The following is a 21,604-nucleotide window of genomic DNA, read 5'->3' as shown; positions in this document are numbered from 1 at the left end:
CCCGCAGGCTCGCCATGTCACCGGAAGCCGTCGGGGGCCGTCGGTGCAGTGCGGTGAGCGTTGGCCCGAGGCATGCAAGCGGGCGATCAGCATCATGGCCCGGTCTGTCGCTGTCTCGAGTTCGGTGGCGAGAAGATCATGGTCAGGCCCGGGGTTGGTCGAGGTCGAGGTCGAGGTCGAACGACTCGTATCCGAACTCGAGGCGGCTGACGACGGATGGGTGAGCAGCATCTCGTCCCCCAAGTGATTTGGGGACGTCCCCGGTGGCGAGAAACTCGCCGGGCACAAATGGGAGCTTGATGGCAGTCGGCTCGGCGCCAGCGCTCACGAGGTTCCTTCCTTCACCGTCGCGGGCGCCCTGCTTCAGCTCGTCAGCGCACCCGAGACAATGCCACGATCTCGACTCGAGACCCAGTCCCTGGCACGACCGACCCGACCAAGGGCGAGTTCTGGCGCGCCCGCATGAGCCCGCCACTGAAAGTCGCCGATACCGAGCGCATCGTCGCGGACAACGAGAAGCGCGGCCTCGCCCTGCTCGCGCGAGACGACCGACCATGGCCTCCGAAGGCCTGGCGCTCTAACCGCTGCCCTGGGCGCCTTCGGCTATGAGGGCTAGCCACTCGGCTTCGAGCGCGCTTCCGATACGTTGCTCGCGAGCTATCGCCTCTTTGAGCCAGGCGATCGTTGCGGGCACCATCGCGAGCAACTGCGGATAGTTGAGCGCGGCCGGGTTCATCCCGAACACGAGACCCGTCTTGGCCAGCGTTCCCGACGTTGCGACAGTATGGCCGAGCAGGAGCATCGACCGGAGCTTGGCGATTTCTAGCTTGCGCTGATCGGCGCTCTTCTCCTTTGCGAGGGCGTCGAGCTGCCAGTATCCCCGGATGATCAGTTCGACGGCCGCAGGGACAATTCCCATGGTCAGCGAGTGACGGAAGTCATAACCGTGTCGATACATGTCGCGGGCCACGTCCTTCCAAGGCACTATGGGTCCGTCCTTCACCAGCGCAAACGGAGACTCCGACTTGACGAGGTGAAGCAGGCTGAACAACGGGGCCGGAATACCTGCGGGCGTGAAGACATCGGATATGAGGTGAGCCACCTGCTTGAGCAGCGCGGACGAAAGGTCGACCGGCGCCATGTCGGTGGCCACCCGTACGACCTTTCCGAACTCATCGAAGTACGTGCCACTCCCGTCCATGAGATCGCCCACGCCCACCACGAAGCCGAGAATCGGGTCGTGCCCAGGACTCATCAGCCTGTGCACCTTCGGGAACATGCCACGCACCGCATCGTTGGTGGCTCTTGTCGTCGGCGCGTCGTAGGGAACCTTGGCAAAGCGTTCGAGCGGCTTGCCGAAGCGCTCGTGTAAGTCCGCGCTGTGATCGTTCAACCACTCTGTCAACGGAGAGCCCCGATACTTCTCGCCCAGGAACTTGCGGTCCGCGGGAATTCGTACCAGCACAATGTCGAGGATCGTCGCGACGACTCCAGCAGCGAGGACTACAGCCCAGTCCGTCTCGGTCCAGCTTACGTCTCCGAACTGGGCGTCGTACTTCTGGAAGCTCGCTTTGACCTGCCCCTCCGGTAGTACCTGGAGAAGGGGGTCGCGACTCAGGTCGACACCGAGGAGCGCTAGACGGGCTTCGGCAAGCGCAGTGAGGTCGGAGAAGTCGAGTCCCACCGGCGCTACAGGGAGCACACGTCCAGACTGCTGATATGCATCGTCGGAGGGTGCCCTACTCGCCGGCGCGGTGTCCTGTGGGACGTCCAGGACTGCGATGCCCAACGCCGCCAACTGGTCTCTGACGGAGCCGATCTCGCCCTCAAGACTCGAGACCGAGTCATGTATTCGATCCTCGCGCTCCAGTGCATCGCGCAGGTCGAAGTCAACGCGATCGAAGACGTTGCGGAGTTCGGTCAGAGTCACATCTTGGTATGCCGCCACCGTCGAGACTGCGGCGAGGGGGTCACTGGCCACCGACAGGCTCACCCTGCTCGAATGCGTTGCGATTGGCTTGCAGGCTTGCGAGTGCGAGTTTGAATGCTGCAAGGTCGGCGCGCAAAGTGGCGAGTCGGTGCTCGTTCTGTGTGGTTTGCGTGAGGTGCTCGTCCATTCGGCTTGCCAGCCCTGAGATGTCTTGAGTGAGGTCACCGATTGCTTGCTGGTGGTTCTTGAGAACCTGCTGGATCAGGTGTTCGCGACGATGCTGGCGTTCGCGCTCGTTGATGCCGAGCACCCATCGGGTGCCTGCGTACACACCCACTCCCAGGAGCACTGCGGCGCCGATACCGGTCGTCATTGGGTTCAGGCCGAGCAATCCACCGAAGCCGAGCGCCGCTAGCCCAGACGTGATCCCCGCGGCTCCAAGGCCGCTGACGCTTCCCGCGAGGCTGACAGCGGCGATCGGCGCGCTGAAGGCCGCAGCTTTCGCGACGACATCCTTGGTGACGGTCTCTAGCTGGCCGGTTGAGATCTTCCCCGATAGATAATCTTCTTCCGCGGTGACGAGGGCCCGCGTGGCTACGATCACGTCGTCGGCGTGCGCCCCGAACTGAACCTCTGCGATCTTCGCGATCAGCCGATCCTCTTCCTCGGACTGATGCTTGTCCGCGCGAGCGATACGGAGAAGATCCCTGACGAGAGCAGCGAACACGGCGTCGATGTCCTCGTCGAGGAGCTGGCCCTGCAGTGCGATCGCATATCTAACAGCCGAGTCCGCGAGGGCCTCGCTACCGCTGCTAAGACTGTGCGCCGTAACTTCGCTGCGAAGAATTGAGCGCGCATCGGGCTCAAGCTGAATCGTGGTGGCGAACAGATAGAGGTTCGCGATCTCGCGAGGGTCGATCGCGGCGTCCGCAAGAGTGAGACGAGCGAGAACGCGGCAGTACGCGAGCTTGGCCTCAGTGTTCAGCGTCGATAGGTCGACACCGTTCTTATGCTTGCCCTGCAAGCGACCTGCAACGCTCTGACCGAGGGCAGTGAACGTAGCGGCTGTCTGATCGGCGGACTTCTTAATCCCCTGCCCGACGCCGTCTGCGACCTCTATGCTCTTCACCCAGCCGGAATTCGCCGTGTCCGCGACCTTGCGACCCGCTGTGTCAGCGACATCCTTGAGCCGGCCGAAATCGAGTCGCCGTAGTTCCGCCATCGCGCTGAGCCCTTCGCCATGCGGAAACCATCTGTGCCCGCGTCCGTCACCGTGATGCTATCCCGCCTCTCCGACATCCCCGCGGGACTTGCACCAGAGGCGAACGACAAGGCATTCGCCGTGCACGCGCGCTGGCGTTTGACCAGGGTCCGTCCCTACGGACGAACGCGCTCCAGTATTGCTCGCGCAACGTCCGCGGCCGACTCGTGTTCCCAAAACCGGAGCACCACCCAACCCTCCGCCTCAAGTCGACGGGTTGTCTCCAGGTCGCGTGTGGCGTTCTGCGTGACTTTGGAGTCCCAAAAGTCGCGGTTTGCCGCCGGCCGCTGGTAGTGCTCCGGACAGCCGTGCCAGAAGCAGCCGTCGATGAACACGGCGACGTTTGCCCTCGTGAACACGATATCCGCAGTTCGCCGAAGCCGCGGTATCGGACGATAATTCACCCGATACCGCACCCCAGCGGCGTGCAGCAGTCGCCGCACTGCGAGCTCCGGCTTCGTGTCGCGGCCCTTGTTGGACTGCATCGAACGGCGGACGCCCTCCGACGCCGCCCTAGACGGTCGTTCAGTCGCCATGAATCGATTCTCGGCGCCAACGGAGTCAGATCTTGACGATTGGCAGATCCTTCAGATCTTCCCGACGGACGCGGAATCCCACGCGGCCCCGCGGTGCCGCCGCATACGGCAGCGCCAGAGAAAGAAGTGTGGCAACGTCAGCCGGCTCTACACGGTCGGGCCAGTTGGCGCGCTTCACGAGCTCCGTGTACTCCTCAGGGCTTGTCCCGGGGTCGACCTCGGGATCAATCGAGAAGGTCAGCAGGATCGCACCCCTAGTGGGCGTGCTGAGCGCCGCGGCTGCGTCACCGGCTTCCACCTCGCGATCAGGCTTCTGAGAGACGACTTCGAGCGCGGCACGGTGGCGACGCTCGCTGCCTGCAAAGCCCGGACGGTCCTGCCGACGTGTGCGCTGCATCAACGAGATGTCAACCTCGTCGACTTCCCGTTGGTACGACTGCGGAAGTTCCGGGACGACCACGGCCCAGTCTCGGATGTGCCCTTCCCGTGTAGCCTTCTCGATCATGTTGATGGTCGGAAGTAGTTGGTCACGCGACTGCAACTCGAACTTGCTCAGCGCCGTGGTGACCTCGTCGGTCGTAAGAATCCCGGTCCGTGCCCTGTAGGACGTACCCTTCACACCTGAGAACTCCTTCGCCTGCGTCTCGAGCTTCGCCAGCCACGGCTTGACGGCTTCGAAGTGCTTCGCGTTCCGGCTACCGTCTTCGCGGTAGTCGTGTGCGTTGAAATCCTTAACGATGCCTCCGTCGCCTTCATAGTCCATGACGGCGTTGTACATCTTGTCCGCGCCTGTCGGCCGCAACCAAGGAAGTTGCTGGAACACCATCGGCGGCACGTGGATGGGGCGCACGACCGGCTTGCCGTCTTCAGTCACTTCCGAGAAGCGACGGAGTTGATCTCTAAACTCCTCCTCGTCTTCGACAATGGAGGTGAAGGCGTCGTACAAGTCGAACGAGCGGTGATTGCCGTCCAAGACGTCACGGCCGATGTAGAGGCGGACGAGGTCGTGGTAACCCGGACGGTATCCGAACCAGCGCCCCATCTGCATGAGGGTGTCGGCGGCGGTCGTGCGGCGCCGGTAGTAGGACACGGTCAATCCTTCAACCGTGAAGCCGCGACTGAGCTTGGCGCCACCGATCATGATCCGCCAATAAGGCCGGACCTGGAAATCCATAGCGCTATAGTCGCTTTCCTTCGTGCCGTTAACGACGACGACGGGATCGTTGTCGGCCGTGACGGCATCGACGGTTTCACCAATGAACGACTTGAGCTCATCGAACGCCGCAGGCAACGGGAGGTTCTCCCACTCGGGCCGCGACTCAGTGATGCGTCGGAAATCGTCTGCGTACAGGGCCCGCAAACGGGCGAAACCAATCGGCGAGGTGTACGCGCGCTCCGACCAAACCGAACGGAAAAGGTCAGCAAGGTCGGAATGCTCGCTCGTCCTCACGGACTCGTGCACGAGCATCGTGTGGTGACGGTAACCGAAGCGCTTGGAGTCGATCGACTCGCGCCATTTCTTGATCGCACCACTCAACACGAACGCGTCGATCGCACCGCCGATCTCCTCACGCTCCGCATCGGCATCGGTGTCGCCATCCGCGATGAGACTGCGCACGAACGCAGCCTCGTTCGAAGCGCCGGGGTCTCCCTTGCTCTCGGCGTCGAGCCCGAACAGGTCGTGGAACTGTCGCCCACCCATATACTCGTCCGAAGGTTCGAGGCTGACGATGAAGTCCTTCGGGAAAATTTCTTCTGAGTCATCGGGCGAGATGAAGACGTTCGCGAAGGGCGTCGCCGTGTAGCCGACGTACTGAGCCCGCGGCATCAGCGCGAGCAGGTCCTTAATGAGCCCATTGATCGTGCTGCTCTTCGCGACCGCCGTCTTCGACCGGGGGTTCACAGTATTCACCGACGCCTGGTCGGCTTCGTCGTCGATGATGAGCGCCGGGATCTCCCGCAGGTCAGCGCGGATGTTCTTGAGGTCGTGGATGAGGTTCTTGAGCGCGGTGGGGTTCTTCTTCATCACCGCGATCCGGGCGTCGACTCCGTGGATGTTCTCGGGGTCGAACACCGGCTTTCCCACGTTGGTGAGCTCTCCGGTGCGGCGGAAGTCAAGCGTGTCGCGGCCGAGCCCGAGTTTTCGGTAGTCCTTACCGATCGTGGTGAGACGCTTGATTTCGGGCACATTCGGAAGCGCGTGGATGTCAACGCCGTGGCGAAGGAACTTGCCCTTCCCCCAGTCGACATCGCCGGTTCCGATGTAATCGATGTGCCGGATCGCATCGACATCCGTCGGATCCGCGCCGGCGAGAATGTTTTCCTCACCGACGAGCTCCATGTCGAGCCGCCGCTGGGTCTGCCCACGAAGCAGCTCGATCGTGCCGGTGAGCACTATGACCAAGCGGTACCCGGAGTCGATAGCCTTGGCAACGATGCCGGTGAAGTTCGCGGTCTTGCCACTCTGGACATGGCCGACGACGAGACCCTTAGTCTGGTACCCCCTCTCGGCACTGGGATCGGCGAGCCGGCCCACGATGTCGCTCGTCGATTTGTCGAGATTCGCGATCGCCGCCGGATTCCACCCCTTACCTTCGAGCACGCCACGATAGGCCCTCCAGTAGAAGTCGTGTGCGGATCGACGCGCGTCGTCATACCAAGGCTCCCAGTGCTCGGGGTCGACGATCATCGTGTCCAGTCGGGCCGCGCTCGGGAACTCAGCATCGAGGCACTCCCCCGTTTGCGACACCAACTCGAGCAGCTCGTAGATCCGCTCTCGCCGGTCCGCCGTCGATGCCGCGGTGCCGGCACCCCAGCCGGGGTCGGTCTGAGCGTCCCACTGAGCGAGCGACATGTGCATCGCGCGTCGGGTTGCGTCGTTGAGTTCGGGCACGATCACGGACGCGAGCACCGCCGGCTCGTCGACAACAGCGTCAGTTTTCTTCAGCTTGAACGCCACGAGGTCCACGAGCGCCGCCGGACCCTCGTCTCGCATGTTGTTGAGCGCGGACTTTGTTGCGTCGGCGACTCGGGGGTCGATCTGGGTCACTCGGGCTCCTTGCAGAAGTCGCTCAGCGGGTCTGGGGCACTCGCGTAGGGCAAGTGTGTGACGTCGACACGGTATGAGACACCAGCGACGAAAGGCCGGTTGGGGACAACTTCGTCCAAACGCTTCGAGGTGATCGCGGGGAAGAGATCATCGACGAGGTAGGCCTGCGGCGTGGACCGGAGCTGGAACCGTGTGCGGTAGAGGTCAGCGTCGCCGTCGTCCCAACCGAGCCTGTCGAGTGCGTAGTTGAATGTACGGGTCGCGTTGTCGAGTCGCGCCCGCACCGAGGTGATGAGGTCCGGCAGGCTGAACCCTTCTGCAGCGGCGCCAGCTCGGGTGATCTGCACCGAGATAAGGTGCAGAGGTCGCCCGGGCACAGGCTCAAGCTGTGTGTCGCTACCGATGACGTGCGACCTTTCCTCGGAGAGCGTCGTCTTGACCTCTGCGTCGAAGTCGGAGAAGCCGAAGTCGTGCTGTTCAGCGAGCGGCCCCAGCCAGGCAGCGATCGCTGCCTCCTCGTCGTGCACGCCTAAGACGTGGTCGAGGACCAGCAGCTCTCCGATGAGTCCAGAGACCTTTTCGTCGGTGAGCTTCCTCCGCTTCGTGAGCAGGTCTTTCAGGCTCTCGAGCGATTCGGATACCGAGCGTCGGAAGGTCCCGCCTGACCGGAGTTGATCGGCGATCGACTCCATGAGCATGTAGGCCTCGTAATGCCTGTCGGTGGCATCGACTGCCAGTTCGAACCACTCGCGTGTGTCCGACGGTCGCAAGACCCGTCGAAGCGCGATTCGTTCGAATGCCGTCACCTCGGGCTCGCTGCCGGCGGCAGGCGTGATCAGCCGGAGCTCGACCCGAGCCGGATCGATTGTGATGATCGCTTCGGGGTCATCACAGACTGTGAAGGCTGCAGGCGCTCCCGCTCGGAAGTACGCCTCGACCGTGCCGGGTCCGAGGTGCTTCGGATGCGCATTCTCACTCATCTGTCCCCTTCTTGTTGTTCGCGCGTTACGTGCTGATCTCATTCCGAACAGCGGGCAGTCAGTGTGCGCTTCAAGCTGTTGTTCTCTTCGTCGAGAGCATCGAGCTACGACCCCGAAGTGATCCGAGTACGGGGTTTTTTGCTGACGGGGCACCGATGCTGGCCGTAACCATCTTTTCTATCGCACCCGCAGTGTTTTGTCGCTTACGCGAGCGCCCCCCTTCTGGGCACAAACCAAATTACGCACTGTCGACACGACGGCCACTCGCAATAACATCCGGTTATGCCTGAACCACTGCTCGATGATGCCGGCGTCCTAGCCGCCGCCTCGTCGGCTGAACCTGACGTTGCCCGCGTCATCCGCCTGGAACCTGACCCATCAGTGCTTGGCGCCATCGGACGAAGCCACTCGCTCGGCAGCGCAATCGCCGACCTCGTAGACAACTCGATTGACGCCGGTGCCGAGCGCATTGGCATCCGGTTTCTTGTGCGCAACGCGGAGGTCGTCGGCCTTCGCATCTCAGACGATGGCACCGGTATGACGGAATCGCAGCTCATGGACGCCATGACGCTCGGTAAGCGGCGCGCGTACGGCGCAGGAGCGCTTGGACACTTCGGGCTCGGTCTGAAGGCCGCATCGATGAGTCAGGCAAACACGCTGCAGGTGTACACGAATGCAGGCTTCGCACCTGTCGCCGGTGCGCGGATGCTGCGTAACGATATCGGAGGCGACTTCTCGATCGATGTGCTCACTGAGAGCGCCGCCTGGGCCGGATTCCACGCCAAAACCTACAGGGGCCTGGACTCCACCGGCACGGTGGTGGAATGGAGCGGCCTCGACGGGGTCTCGCACGCGGCCCAGCCTTCGGCGCGTCGAGACTGGCTCGACAAGGTGATCTCTGCACTCCGCGGTGAGCTCGGGCTCACCTTCCACCGATTGATCGCCGGGTCACGTCTCCGTATCGAGATTGAGGAGTTCGACCTTGATTTCGACGAGGCTGGCGCGCCGCGGGTGGTGAGCCCGATCGACCCGTTCGACTTCCATGCGTCAGGCCGGAACGGGTATCCGGCGCGCATCGATGCGGAACTCGCCGACGGCACTCCGGTAGCGGCGGCGTGCTACATCATGCCCCCAGGTGCGACGGGCTCGACTGCTCGAATGCTCGGCCGTTCCCGAGCGGAGTGGCAGGGCATGTACATCTATCGCAACGACCGGCTACTGCAGTCCGGCGGCTGGCTCGGGCTGCTGGAGGATCACGGCTCTGAGACGCAGCTCGCTCGGGTCGCAATCGACCTGCCGGACGGAGCGCAGCGCAGCATCGTCATCAACCCCGAGAAGCGCGGGGTTGTACTCCGCGCCGACTTCGTGCAGGCGCTGGAGACCGCCGTATCGTTGGAGGGCGTCAATTTCCGCCAGTTCGTCACCGACGCCGCGGAAACGCTACGGACGTCTAACGCCCGCAAGGTCGGGCCAAAGCCGGTCACTGATCTCGACACAGGCCTGACCCCGGTACTACGCGACGCACTGCGTGAAGGGCTGGGCGTTAGGGAGTCAGTGGCCCCTGCATCGATCCGCTGGTGCGTGCTCGACGACGAACGCCTGTTCAAGTTCGACCATGCGAGCCGCACGCTCTGGATGAACGCGGGATATCGCCGGGCACTGACCGCGGCCGATGCGCTGTCGCTTTCGCTTTATTTGCTCGTGGAACGCCACTTCTCCACCGATCGCCCGCAGCAACAGACGCTGGACCAGATCGAAGCTTGGCAGGGTGTGGTCGCCTTGGCGACGATCAGCGCGTTGCCGTCCGGATCATTCGATCCGCTCACTCCAGCGGACGAGTCGAATGCGTCCCGACAGACCAGGCCCACGACCGCTCCCGACCTCGCGCGGGTGGCGTCAGTCCCCCAGCAACTGGACTTCGCCGAGTTCGACGATCCGTGGATCGGCGGAGGGGGGCTGCAATCTCCGGCCCCAAGCCCACTCGATCTCGCCAGGACGCTCGAAGCCCGTCACCGGCGTGAAGTGCCACATGCTCTGGAACTGCCTCTTGAGGTGCTCCCTGCTGAGGAGCTCCCTGTCATCCGCCCACAAGCGCAGGAAACGATCACCGACGCGGGTGAGCGTACCGAGCAGCTCGGGCATGTGCGACTGACCGACGACGTGATTTCCGACTTGCGTGCTCGGCTGGACCGGTATCCACTGCTTACGGCCGACGAAGAGGTGGCTTTGGCCAGGGCGATCGAGGCGGGCCTCCTCGCCGAAGAACGGCTCGGCTTGCTGACTGACACCGAACGCTCGTCGAGTCTTGGTCCCGAACTGCGCACGCTCGTCCGCGCAGGGACGCGCGCCCGCGATCGCTTCATCAACTCGAATTTGCGCCTCGTGTTCTCACTCGCCGGCGGGTACCGCAACCGCGGGCTCGAGCTCGCCGATCTGGCGCAGGAGGGGTTCGAGGGCCTTATGCGTGCGGTCGACAAGTTCGACTTTACGAAGGGGTTCAAGTTTTCGACGTATGCGACCTGGTGGATTCGTCAGGCGATCAGCAGGGCCTGCGCAGACCGGGGCAACCTGATCCGCATTCCCGTGCACATGCATGAGCAGCATTCGAAGATTCTGGGAGCAAGGTCACGGCTCATCGCCGAGTCCGACGCCGAGCCCACGGCGGGAGACATCGCACGGGCGACGGGAATGAGTGTCGACGACGTCGATTCGGCATTGGGATACGTCTATACGACGATCTCGCTCGATCAAGTGGTCGGCGTCCAAGACGGAGATGTGACCGTCGGAGACCTACTGGTCGACGTTCGGTCGATAGAACCGATCGAGCTGGTAGAGGCGGCCGACATCGCAGCCCGAATCGACCAGTTGGTCGAAGAGCTTCCTGACCGCCAGTCCGAGGTGCTGCGACTCCGCTTTGGACTCGGAGGCGCAGCGCCCAACACTCTCGACCAGATTGGCGATCGATTCGACGTCACCCGCGAACGCATCCGTCAGATCGAGAAGAAGGCGCTGACTTCGCTCGGCGATCTCGACACCGGTGGGCTTCGCGCATCCACCGCGGTGAGTCTCTTCGCCGACTTTTGCGAGCTCGATCTCGAGAAGCTCACCATAGGCGCTCTGGGACGGTTCTCCCCGAAGCCGCGTGAACCAGTGGGCACGGTCGTGGCGGCATCCACTGAGGACCGACCAGTTGTCCCGAGCCGAGGGCAGTCGCGGCAGGTCGAGGCCGTCGAGGTCGCCCTCGGCAGCGATGCGGATCTCGTGGCCCGCTACCGCGCTGGCGCTACGATCGCCGTGATCGGATTGGCCACGGGCAGCATGGAGGAGCGAGAGATCGTTCGTCGTCTCGCGGAGCACCTGTTCGGTCCGGAAGCAACGAATGATGACTCGTCGCTCGCTCCCCGCCACGGCCTGCCCTGGTCGCCCGACGAGCGTGAACGGGTACACGTCGCTTTCCGAAGCGGCACGAAGGTAACCGAAATCGCCGAGGCCAACGGACGCACGCCATTCGCTGTGGCTTGGCAGTTACTCGACAGCCCCCGTAGGCCGGTTCAGGTTCCGAAGCGGCTGTTGCGGGACCTCCGCCGCAGCGCGGCCGGGCGTGCTCGACGGGGACCCGATTCCTCGCGCTGAATCTGGATCGGTCATTCTGGTCGGCTTCACCAGAATTGGCACTCTGCAACCTCCAGAGCTTGGGACTGCAAAGACGGCATCATGATCGGCGGGCCGCCGTGCGGGAGCTTCGCGACGGGGGCCGCCCCCAGATGTATCCCGGTCCCCTGGACCGACGTGCCGGCGCGCCGGCGAAGGACAAGTCGTACCCGATCTATACGATGAGTACATGCCTTCTGAGATCACCGTCCTTGATCTCTTCGCCGGCGCTGGTGGGCTGACGGCGGGGCTCCACGCAGGATCCGACCGCTTTCGAACGGTCGGCGCTGTCGAGTGGGATCAGACCGCTGCGGCATCCTTCGAGGCGACATACGGCAGAGGACTCGTCTACGCGGGCGACATTAAGACCTGGCTCGACCAGGAGACGGTCCCGGCCGCTGACGTGATCGTCGGCGGTCCGCCGTGCCAGGGGTTCTCCAGCCTGGGTAAGAAAGACGTGGAGGACGAGCGGAACTTCCTTTGGAAGGAGTACGCGCGGACGATCCGACGTGCGACGCCCAAGTACTTCGTGGTCGAGAACGTCGCCGAATTCACGAAGTCTCCCCAGTACCGGCAGTTCAAGGAGGAGACCTCGAATGGCGGCACTCTGCCTGACTACGATTTCGAATCCGCAGTACTCAACGCAGCGGATTTTGGTGCACCTCAGTCTCGACGGCGAACGGTCGTGATCGGCTTCCACCGGGATCTGGGATTCCCAGGACTTCCGGTCCCGACTCATTCGGCCACGCCTCACGCGACCGGACTGCGGCCACACGTGACCGTGAAGGACGTCCTTGGGCGTGTTCCCCGCAGGCCCGATCGTGACGAGGTCTTCCAGGAACGGCGCACCGGCTTCAATGGCAAGGAGTACGCGGGCGCCTTCTACATCAGGGACTTGCACTGGAGCCGCCGATACACGGACCTCTCGCTCAAACGGTTCGCAGTCATCCCAACAGGAGGGAACCGGCGCCATCTGGAGCCCTACCCGGAACTGATGACGGCGTGCTGGACCAAGCACAAGTCCGGTTCCGGCGATGTGATGGGCCGGCTGCACTGGGGTCGTCCCTCTGTCACGATCCGCACTGAATTCTTCAAGCCTGAAAAGGGTCGGTACCTTCACCCTGAGGAGGATCGCGCGATCACGCATTATGAGGCAGCGCTCCTGCAGGGGTTCAGCGATAATCATCGTTTTGTGGGCTCGCGCACCGACATTGCGCGTCAGATCGGCAACGCAGTCCCCATTCCGCTAGGCGCCGCGGTCGGTCGCTTACTCGCTGGGGCACTCTGAGCCGGCCCAGAAGATGAGGCCTAAGCACGCTGCGTTGGTCAGTCGATCCAGCTGACGACCGATCGAGGACGACTGACGTCCGCCGATTCTCTCGACATCACTCATCTGACGCCGCACTCAGACCTGTTCGCTAGGCGAAGATACGACTCGGTCGAGCTGGCTGGCGGCCAATTAAACCGATGACCATAGTTCGGACCGTGGCAACGCCGGTGTAGGGCGTCGAACGACAACCACGGCTTCGGGCAGGATGACTTCATGCATACCCGCGAGTTCGAGATCGTCCGCGAGCGGATAACGGACGACCACAAGCCAATCGACAGATGGCTGGTCGGTGACGATTGGCGCTGGGCATGGGGCATCGCCGGTTGCTTTCAGGCTTTGGCGGCGCCTCGAAGCGGAGCACGGGTTCCAGCGGCACCTGAACCGAGAGACCTGCACGCACAAAGCCTCGGATACTGGGGCGCCTTGCATTACCTGCTTCTACACCGGCTGGGCTGGGCGGAGCCACACCGAGGCCTCGAGCGCTGGTACGCGGGGGGCCAAGGCACGGACGATCCCACGCTTCGATTCATACGTGCGGTCTGGGACGAGGATGATGGATTGGACGTCTACTTCGCTTGGCTGCTGCGCCGACAACCGCATTTTGACTTACGGAATCGGATGGTCAGGAATGCGGCCCCGACTACGCCCATGACGCGACACTGGCACCACAAGGGGGTGCGTCTTGGTGCCGTACCGGCCGTTCGCAGATTCGAGCACTTCGACTCGGCAAGCTTTGATCCTCTCCATCTGACGGGACACTTCATCGATCCGAGCAGCACGCCGGGAGGGTCTCGACTGCTGCGATACGACGAACACAAGCACCACGCGATCCTCATGACCGAAACAATGAACTGGTACGAATCGCTGGTCATGTACGAGGACGAAATGCCGATGAGCGGTGTTCATTCGTGGAAGGTAGACGTGCACGTGGCGCACGTCGGGCGGGTCGGCACGTTCCGCCGCTCCGCGATTACCGGCCTCTGGTTCACTGGGAAACACAGCACACACGCTCTGGGGCACCCGCAATGTTCCAGCGGTCGGTCAACTGTCGGTGTCTCACACGTCCGGGTGGTCCCAGACATCGTCAAAGCCGTGGCGACCCGTGGCCAGACGAGGTCGACGGAAGCCTCGACCGGGTAATGGTGAAATTTAGCGGCTCAAACGGCACAAGCTCGTGCAGAATCGCCCAGCCTTTTCATTCCTGCCGCTTTTGCGGATCAGAACCGCACGGCCACAAGAAGGTGCTCGTTCATTCGTCAAGAGCCTTCACGAGAGCGTCCTGAGCGTCGCTGTAGAAAATGAAGGAAACTCTCGTGGCGACCTCGTCGCTGATGTCAAGAAGTTGGCGGCGCGTGGACACGGGCAGCAGGAGGGAAGTCGCGCCTTTCTCCATGGCGTGCTCGGCGAGCGCCGCAGCATTCAGCACGGTCTCGACTCCGCCGCCCAGCGATAGGTTTCCGACCGCGATCAACCCTCCCCTTGTTGACCGCTGCAGCATCGAGGAAGCGAGTGCAAGCAGGATTGGCAGTCCGAGTCCAGCACCCGTTTTTGCGGTGTCGAGCGCCCGGATCTGAGCAGTGAGGTTGTGCTCCCGCGGGTCGCGATCCCCGACGAGCTGGCGCGCTTGGGCGATCAGATTCTGTTCGGCAACCTTAAAGCTCTCGCGTAAAGTCGCGGGCGCTGCCTGATTGAGCAATCCACGTGCACCCGATCCCGGCGTATCCGCTGCCTCGATCCTGTAGAGGCCCGGGCCGACATCGCCGCTACCCTCGGAGATCGCCCACACCTGGCCGGGCGGAAGCGGATCGAGGCCGATCGAGTCGGGGCTTGCCAGTTCGGGCGTGGAGACGAACTGCTCGACTCCCTCGCCGAGCCGGTAGCCGAACTGCGTGTTGCGGAACTCGGCTGCCCCGATCCGGCGCTGCTGCTCCTTGACACGGCGACGGCATTCCAGGGCGATGCGCACCGCCCATTCCAGGTCCTCATCAGCGATCGACGATTCGGCGTCCGGGTACAGGAGCTTGAGCAGCCCGTCGACGGTCTTGTTCACCGCCGACAGGTCACGACCTGACAGCGCGTCCGAGTAGTTCACGCGCCCCTGGATTGCGGTGAGGCGTGACTGGTCGCGCAGTCGCGACCAGCATTCGGAGAGGAAGTCGCTGACGAGACCGAAGTGATGTGTAAAGTATGTCGGATTGAGCTTCGGGACATCCCAGCCTGGCAGGTAGGCGTGGATACGGTCCATGAACGCAGTGTCGTCGCGCATCTCCGGCGGTAGCGGCGACAGCAGGTGACCGATGCGCTGCTGGTGGGCCACGTCGACGTCGAAATTGCCGACGAGCACTATCGATCCGTCGGCGCGGATGGACTCACGGCCGCGGGAGAACTCGCCCGACTCCATATAGCCCTTCATGATGTTGACGCCGTCCTTCTGGTCGAAGGAGACGCCCGACACCTCGTCGAAGCAGACTACGTCGTATTGGGCGACTAGACCGCGCTGGCCGGTGGCGTTGTTGACGAACATCCGGGCGACGGTGGCCTTGCCGCCCGAGATTAGGTGCGCGTAGGGCGAGATCTGCTGGAACAGATGCGACTTGCCAGTGCCGCGCGGTCCCAGCTCGACCATGTTGAAGTTCCGCTGCACGAACGGGACCATGCGCAACAGCAGGACGTCCTGCTCTCGCTCGCTGAGCTGTGCGGGCTCGAAGCCCACCGACCGGAGCAGTAGGTGCTTCCACTGCTCCGTCGTGAACCGTGAGCGGCCTTCGGCCAGCCGTGAGAGCGAGTCGCGGGTTGAGAGCTGGATGGGGCGCAGCGACCCGATGGCGAAGGGCTTGCCGTTGTTCTCCTCCGCGATTGCGGCGTCGTAGAACAAGTCGACCTCGGCGTAGAAGCCGCCGGTGAGCATGCGCTCGTTGTCGCGCACGACGGCGTCATCGATGCGCACGTCACGGAGCCCCAGGCTCGGCAGCTCGGCGACGTAGGCGTTCGACTTCGCATCGAGTCGGGCCTTGACGAGGTCGATGAGCTTGACGGTCATGCGCTCGCGGGCACGCGACTTGAACAGCTCCTCTTCGCCTGCCCGAACGGTGCGGTCAGCGAGAAGCCGTCGCACGACCTGGAGCCCCTCTTCGATCTCCTCGGGATCAGTCGTGGCGCAGTAACGGCCGATGAGGAACTCGCCCACGTAAGTCGGGACGGGATACGCCCCCTTGAACTGTTGCGCGAGATCCTTGCGGACGACGTAGCCCTCGAACACCAAGGATGCGGTCCCGTCGATCTCGTCAAGCGTGATCGCCTCGGTCACTCCTCGCCTCCTACCGTGGTTTGTGTCTGAGCCAGAACCGCGCCACTCGGACTGAGGAGCACGACCCATGCGACAGCCCCACTGGGGGCTTGTTGCTCATCGACGAGCACTTTGACTTCGCCCGGCTCCGCCGGCGACTTCGGGCCCCCAATGACGCTCGACGTGTCGGCGGGTTGGAGCCGAATCTCGGCGACTACGTCGGCCTCGGCAGGGCCAAAGTCGACGCGGCATCGCTGTCCGGTCCACCGGACGGCATCGATCTGAACGGAGGCAACGTGGGGATCGCCGCGCCTAACGGTGACGACGGGAGTCACGCACTCCTGGAGGCTCAACCCGCCGTGCTCGTAGAGACGGCCCGCCTCGAACGCCGCGGCTCCCGGTGCGCTCACCATGTCGACGGACGAGTCCCACGTCCAGGGCAGGATCGGGAAGTCTGGGCGCGCCGCTGCAGCCTTCAACCGGGCCACACGGGGCTTGCGCGCCGCGTCACCTTCCGTGACCTGCAACGGCAGGGTGACCTTCTGCGCTCGCAGACCGGGTAAGAGGAACCCGTGATCGGTGACTATGACAACCTTCCGCCAGCCCGCGTCGAGCAGGCCGCGCACGCGCTCGGCAACGAGGTCGAGCTGCTGGTCGACAAGATCGGCGAGGGCGTGCCGTTGCGAGTGGCCGAGCGAGTCGATCGTGCTCGTCTGCGTCCACCCCTTTCCGGTCGGTTCTCCGACCTCGGCGGCGTCCCACTCCAGGAACTGAACATTCGCACTTGCGAGTGCCGAGCGCAGGACTGCACCCTTGAGGGATCGGCCCTGCTCATCGGCCGCGTCGAACGCCGTGCCGCCACCCGCGGTGAACGCGATGGGGACGACCGCCGGCTGCCCCGTCGGTGTCACGCTGGGGAACGCAGCCAACCGCGTCTCGATAGCAGCGACGAGTGGCGACAGCCGCCGAGCCAGACGTGAAGCCAGGTCGAATCGCAGCGCGTCCACGTACACGACAACAGTTCCCGCTCCGATATCGAGGCCGGTTTGACCTGCGTAGCTTGTTACCGCCGTCTTCTGGAATGCTCGCGCTGACTCGTCAACCCAGGGGTCGTAGAGCGAGCCGAGCGCTGTCGCGACTGCGGACCGGTCCCGCGCTGTCCTGGCCGACGCGACCGCCCGCAAAGCAAGGTCGTCGATCGTGTGGCCTTCATCTCCGTACCAAGCGACCTGAGCCTGCAGGTCGGTCGCAGACGGGGCGGTTACGACGCGACCTGCAAGTTCGGCGAGGTGCCCAACAGCCCGCGCGAGCGGTGCCTGCCCGAGGGCCGCCCAGGCGTTGTCTTCCCGCGCCGAGTGGGCGGCAGCGAGTTCGACGATCCTGTCCAACGGGTTCGCATGAGCTGAGAGCGTGACCAGTGCCGCCCGGAGCATGTCCTCTTCGGCGCGATTCCATGAGGGCCACGAGTCCGGATATGGGTCGGTGTCTCCGAACAGAGGTTCGGCGGTAGGGCGCGCCTGGTCGAGAAGGGTGGGGATGTTCGGATAGCGGGCTGGGTTCTCTGCAAACCGCTTCCAAGCCGTACTCCACTCGCCGGCTCGGCTTCCGAGGCTCCTGGCCGCGGTAAGTGGGCCGTCTTTTTCGGGGCTGAAGCCATAAACAGACTTGCAGAAGGCGATAAGGGCCTGCCATTGCGCACCTTCGAGCGAGGTCCGCACGGCTTCGGAGTCGTTCATCCATTCGAGGAGGGTACGCACCGAGTCATCGAGCACGAGGCGGTGCAAGCGGGCCGAGTCGAACCGCCCCAAGCCTCTTAGGTCGTCAATGTTCTCGAGAAGCAACTTATCCAGCACTTGCGAGAGGGCCGCCTTCGTCGCGGCGTCGCCGGCGAGGTCGAGCCCTGCACCCTGCCTCGATGCGAGGAACGAGTGCGGCGTCCACGGCGTCTGGCCGAGCGCGGACGGCCACCAGTTTGAGCGAATCGCGATCTCTGCGAGCGGCGCGAAAGAGTCGTCGACGCTGGGCGCCTCGGCCACAGAGGTGCGGCTGACACCAGGCAGGTAGATCACCCACGGGTTGCGCTCGTTGCGTTCGGCAAGATGAGGCGGGAGTTCCACTGACTCGGGCGAGGCAAGAACCGCTCGGAGCCAGAGCGCCGGGCCTTGCGCGGCTACGGGGTCGTACTCACCGAGAACGAGGATGGGCACCGCCTCCTGGAGGCTGCGGATGACCGGCTCCCATGTGCGGTCGGGGTCGGCCCACAGCACCGCTGCGGGGACAGAGGTCGCCCCCGAATTGAAGGCTGCAGCGTCGCGGAGCGCATTGGCGACGACGGCGCGGACGAGCGTCACGCGGCAGCCTCCGCGGCTTTGCGGGCTGCACGGCGCTTGTCGAGCGTCGGGTGCAAATCATTGTGCCGTTCGGACCCGTCGGGGTTCGTCCCGCGGTCCTTGCGCCAGTGGACGTTGACCCTCGACCGGAGCACGTCCGCCGTCACGAACGGCCGGATATGGAGTCGGACACCGTCGTCGAGGTCGGGCTCCCAGCCGATCGGTTGCTCGGCCATGGGCTTCCATCGCACGTAAATGTCGTAGGGCGGCTCGCCTTCGAGGATGAGCTTGAGCTTGCGCTGGAGATCCTCCGCGGCCGCGAGCCGAGCGTCAGCCCCGGCCCGTTCTGCGCGAGCCTCGTGCTTCTGTCGGTCGATCCACGCGCCGAGCGACGTGAAGGTCAACTTCTCCAGCGTCCGTCGGTCGAGTTTGTGATAGTTGACGATCGCCGAGAACCCGTCCTTCCGACCATCCCAGATGTGCCACAGGAACGGTCGATTGTCGAAAACCCTGACGTGCTGGGCGAAGAACGAGTCGCGAAGCCAATCCTCGAGCCTCCCGGTCTTGCCACCTGCGTCGGTGACGAGTTGACGCTCGAGACTGCCTGACCATTCGTCACCGTATGCAGCACCAAGCAGCTGACGGAAGCGAGTCGGAAGATCAGGCTCACCAGGAAGGGACACAAGCGCCGCGATGCCATCCTGGTCGCCGAAGTGGTCTAGATCGTCAGGTGTCTGCTCGGGCCAGCGATAGCCAAGCAGGCGTGCGACGCCCACCTGAAGAGGATGGGTCGCAGTGCGAACATCACCTCTGAACAACCACTGAGTCGGGTCATCTGACGTGGGTCGTGGAAGCGGCCCCATCCCATCAGCAACGTGCTGCCAACGTTCACGGTCGAGGGCAACCTTGACAAGGGTGGCATTCGTGACGTTCATCTTGTCGTCAATTTCACGGACGTCCGCAGCAAACTCTTCGCTAGAGCAGTAGGCCCAAATCATACGAAGATCACTTGGGTCCTTCGGCAAGATCACCGCAGTGTTGTTGTCAAATAGCTCACCCGTATAGATGGTGGCGGGCAGCTTTCCCATCTGCGATATCGCGACCCCTCGCTTCCCGCCTAGTCCCACGCCTCGGATCCAAGCACCCACGCCCCATTCGCCAAGCCGCTCGGCCACAAAGTCGTGGAACCGCCCGTTGCCCCCCTCCCACCACAGAATGTGCTCGCGGCCCCCATACGGGGTTGTAGATCGAACTGTGCTCTGCTGGAACTCCCAGTCCGGGTGCGGTAGCGGGCGTTCCCAGAACATTCGACCGAATCGCGGGTAGTCACCCGTCTGGATGCCCGCCATCCCGTCAGCAAGTCCTTCCAGCAACGATTCCGGCGAGATTCGGGTCAAGGTAATCCGAGAGTCCGGATTGCGCAACTGATCCGCTTGCAAGGGGCGCAACCACTCACCATCCCGCAAAGCGGCTGCTTTGTTGTCTGCTCCGGCCACCCGGTGCGCCAAGACACCACCTATGTGATGGTCGGCACTCGTTGGCGCCGCGCTCACGACACTAAGTGACACTTTGACCACCTCGCCATTTATCTGGCGAAAAGCACCAGCGCCAAGGCGGGCCACGGAGTCGAACCGACGATTCTGCAACAATTCCCGCCGAAACTTCGCGTAGGACCCGAGGAACAGCCAGTTCTGAGGTGACACCAGCGCGATCGTGCCGCGTTCGCCTGCAAAAGTCAGGCACCGTTCTATGAATGCGGTCGCGAGGTCGGACTTCCCGAACGGGTGGGACTCGTCGATGTATTCCGCAAGGGAGACATCCATCGAGTTTCGCTGGAGATAGGGCGGATTGGTGGCCACAAGTGTGTACTGGCGGGCAAGAAGGCCGGCCGCATGCACTATGTCTGCGGCCGTGTGCCCCAAGACGGTCGTATCGTGTCGCTCGGATCTCAGGATCTCACCAAGTGCGGTCCGCACCTGATCCCAATTGGATCCGATACTCATTTCCGGGCCAAAGAGTGCGCCGTCCGATCCACTGGGCCTCGGTGTGATCAGCGACCCCAGGATGTCCGCGCTGCGGAAGAGCGAGTGAAGGCGTCCAAGCACCTTTGACAGCTCTTCGTCGCCGCCGGCTTGAGCGAGCCACTCCCCTCTGGTGCTACGAACAGGCACGCCCGAACACGTAATCCGTGGTGCAGGGAGTTCACGAAAGCCGCCTTGCTTCCACGCTTCGAGGGCGACGTTGAAGGTTGCGATTTGGGTGCAGCGCGGGTCGAGTTCTAGACCGTGGAGGTTGTCGCGGATCACCGCATCTTGCGCTTCCGCCGGCGAGAGGCTTTCCTCTTCGGCGCGCATTCGCCAGAGCATCCCAAACATCGCGACGAGGAAGTGACCCGAACCGCAGCAGGGGTCCATGACGGTCACATCAGCGGCGCGATCTGGCCAGTCGCTGAACGAGCCCGCGGCGGGAGTGCCGTCCTCGTTACGACGGAGATACTCCCAGGCTGGAACAAGCGGCGATTCGGGATGGCGAGCAGCCCACCAAGCGCCGAGTGAGTTCTCCAGGAGGAAGCGGACCATGTAGTTCTCGGTGAACAACTGCGTGACGGGTGACAGGTCGGCGCCGCCGATCTTGACCCCGGACTCGTTAACCCGCTTCTTCTCGGCCGTCTGCCAGAACTGGTAGACCCAGCCCAGTGCATCTTCAGTCATGAAGACCTCGGCCGGGATCTCAAGTAGGAGGCGCTCCAGCGCGCTCCGGTGCTCTGCCGCGAATCGCACCCGGATAGCAGGGTCGGTCAAGCGGAACACGCCGGGCAGGATTTCCGACGCGAAGCGAGCGGCGACGGCCCACGCGTCGGGCTCGTCGAGGTCCGATGCGAGTTCACCGCAGTCCTCCAAAGACAACGGGATCTCGCGGAACTCGGGATGGCGTAGGAGTCCGTTGACCTCCAGGAAGCGCGCGAACAGCAAGCGGTGCCACTGCTCGTAAGCGACGTCATGAATCAGGTTTGTGAGGGGTGCGCTCGCTCGCGAGGTGTCATCGCCGAGTTGCCGTGCCTTATCGCGCAACGCCAAGCGGAGCTCGTTCTGCTCGTCACTCAGGTAAGACGGTCGGCTCTGCTCACCGACCGCCTGCGCGCGCAGAGCGTCCTCGGCTGCGCGCTGTGCCCCCTCGCGGGCGCGTTGTGTCTGCGCGTCGAGGAAACGCCGTTGGTCGGAGTTCAAGACAGTGATCGTTGCCGGGGTCAT

The 21,604-nt window shown here is 63.6% G+C and carries 11 protein-coding genes; 3 read left to right on the top strand and 8 right to left on the bottom strand.

Annotation, left to right across the window (positions count from 1 at the left end; all coding sequences use genetic code 11):
• Nucleotides 1-577: 577 nt before the first annotated feature.
• The 5 genes from DAI20_RS07480 to DAI20_RS07460 form a co-directional block, all read right to left on the bottom strand.
• Nucleotides 578-1,993: a hypothetical protein gene (locus DAI20_RS07480; RefSeq protein WP_240605966.1), complete on the bottom strand. Its 1,416-nt coding sequence runs from the start codon at nt 1,991-1,993 to the stop codon at nt 578-580.
• Nucleotides 1,971-3,152 carry a TerB family tellurite resistance protein gene (locus DAI20_RS07475; RefSeq protein WP_108249962.1) on the bottom strand — a complete coding sequence of 394 codons (1,182 nt, stop codon included), beginning with the start codon at nt 3,150-3,152 and terminating at the stop codon, nt 1,971-1,973. Before DAI20_RS07475 ends, DAI20_RS07480 begins: the two co-directional genes overlap by 23 nt.
• A 155-nt stretch (nt 3,153-3,307) precedes the next feature.
• Nucleotides 3,308-3,727, bottom strand: a complete 420-nt coding sequence (locus DAI20_RS07470; protein ID WP_108249961.1) for a very short patch repair endonuclease — start codon at nt 3,725-3,727, stop codon at nt 3,308-3,310.
• Between the two features lie 25 nt (nt 3,728-3,752).
• On the bottom strand, nt 3,753-6,776 hold the full coding sequence (locus DAI20_RS07465) for a Z1 domain-containing protein (RefSeq protein WP_205781385.1): 3,024 nt from the start codon (nt 6,774-6,776) through the stop codon (nt 3,753-3,755).
• Entirely contained in the window at nt 6,773-7,756 is a 984-nt protein-coding gene (locus tag DAI20_RS07460; protein ID WP_159084959.1) for a PD-(D/E)XK motif protein, read from the bottom strand. The genes DAI20_RS07465 and DAI20_RS07460 overlap by 4 nt, the downstream gene beginning before the upstream one ends.
• A 282-nt stretch (nt 7,757-8,038) precedes the next feature.
• Here DAI20_RS07460 and DAI20_RS07455 point away from each other — a divergent pair, with 282 nt between their 5' ends.
• The 3 genes from DAI20_RS07455 (at nt 8,039) to DAI20_RS18460 (ending at nt 13,877) form a co-directional block, all read left to right on the top strand.
• Nucleotides 8,039-11,389: a sigma-70 family RNA polymerase sigma factor gene (locus tag DAI20_RS07455; RefSeq protein ID WP_108249959.1), complete on the top strand. Its 3,351-nt coding sequence runs from the start codon at nt 8,039-8,041 to the stop codon at nt 11,387-11,389.
• 208 nt (nt 11,390-11,597) lie between these two features.
• A complete protein-coding gene (locus DAI20_RS07450; RefSeq protein ID WP_108249958.1) occupies nt 11,598-12,695 on the top strand; it encodes a DNA cytosine methyltransferase in 1,098 nt (365 codons plus the stop codon).
• A gap of 255 nt (nt 12,696-12,950) precedes the next feature.
• A complete protein-coding gene (locus tag DAI20_RS18460) occupies nt 12,951-13,877 on the top strand; it encodes a hypothetical protein (RefSeq protein WP_159084958.1) in 927 nt (308 codons plus the stop codon).
• Nucleotides 13,878-13,986: 109 nt separating this feature from the next.
• Here the strand turns inward: DAI20_RS18460 and brxL are convergent, their stop codons facing one another.
• From brxL to DAI20_RS07430, 3 genes are read right to left on the bottom strand one after another with little or no spacing between them, the layout of a single operon-like run.
• Nucleotides 13,987-16,044 carry a protease Lon-related BREX system protein BrxL gene (gene brxL / locus DAI20_RS07440; RefSeq protein ID WP_240605965.1) on the bottom strand — a complete coding sequence of 686 codons (2,058 nt, stop codon included), beginning with the start codon at nt 16,042-16,044 and terminating at the stop codon, nt 13,987-13,989.
• Nucleotides 16,041-18,374 carry a BREX-1 system phosphatase PglZ type B gene (pglZ, locus tag DAI20_RS07435; RefSeq protein WP_108249956.1) on the bottom strand — a complete coding sequence of 778 codons (2,334 nt, stop codon included), beginning with the start codon at nt 18,372-18,374 and terminating at the stop codon, nt 16,041-16,043. The genes brxL and pglZ overlap by 4 nt, the downstream gene beginning before the upstream one ends.
• The gene (locus DAI20_RS07430) at nt 18,371-21,604 is read right to left on the bottom strand and encodes an Eco57I restriction-modification methylase domain-containing protein (RefSeq protein ID WP_205781384.1); all 3,234 of its coding nucleotides are present in this window, start codon (nt 21,602-21,604) and stop codon (nt 18,371-18,373) included. The genes pglZ and DAI20_RS07430 overlap by 4 nt, the downstream gene beginning before the upstream one ends.

This window comes from Planctomonas deserti (assembly GCF_003067705.1).
GTDB classification, from domain to species: Bacteria; Actinomycetota; Actinomycetes; order Actinomycetales; family Microbacteriaceae; genus Planctomonas; species Planctomonas deserti.
This window is presented reverse-complemented; position numbering and strand designations above follow the sequence as displayed.

Coding starts and splice junctions, on each gene's coding strand:
- DAI20_RS18460 (WP_159084958.1), top strand. CDS start 12,951: ATGCATACCCGCGAGTTCGAGATCGTCCGCGAGCGGATAACGGACGAC.
- DAI20_RS07460 (WP_159084959.1), bottom strand. CDS start 7,756: ATGAGTGAGAATGCGCATCCGAAGCACCTCGGACCCGGCACGGTCGAG.
- DAI20_RS07430 (WP_205781384.1), bottom strand. CDS start 21,604: ATGACCCCGGCAACGATCACTGTCTTGAACTCCGACCAACGGCGTTTC.
- DAI20_RS07470 (WP_108249961.1), bottom strand. CDS start 3,727: ATGGCGACTGAACGACCGTCTAGGGCGGCGTCGGAGGGCGTCCGCCGT.
- DAI20_RS07450 (WP_108249958.1), top strand. CDS start 11,598: ATGCCTTCTGAGATCACCGTCCTTGATCTCTTCGCCGGCGCTGGTGGG.
- DAI20_RS07475 (WP_108249962.1), bottom strand. CDS start 3,152: ATGGCGGAACTACGGCGACTCGATTTCGGCCGGCTCAAGGATGTCGCT.
- DAI20_RS07455 (WP_108249959.1), top strand. CDS start 8,039: ATGCCTGAACCACTGCTCGATGATGCCGGCGTCCTAGCCGCCGCCTCG.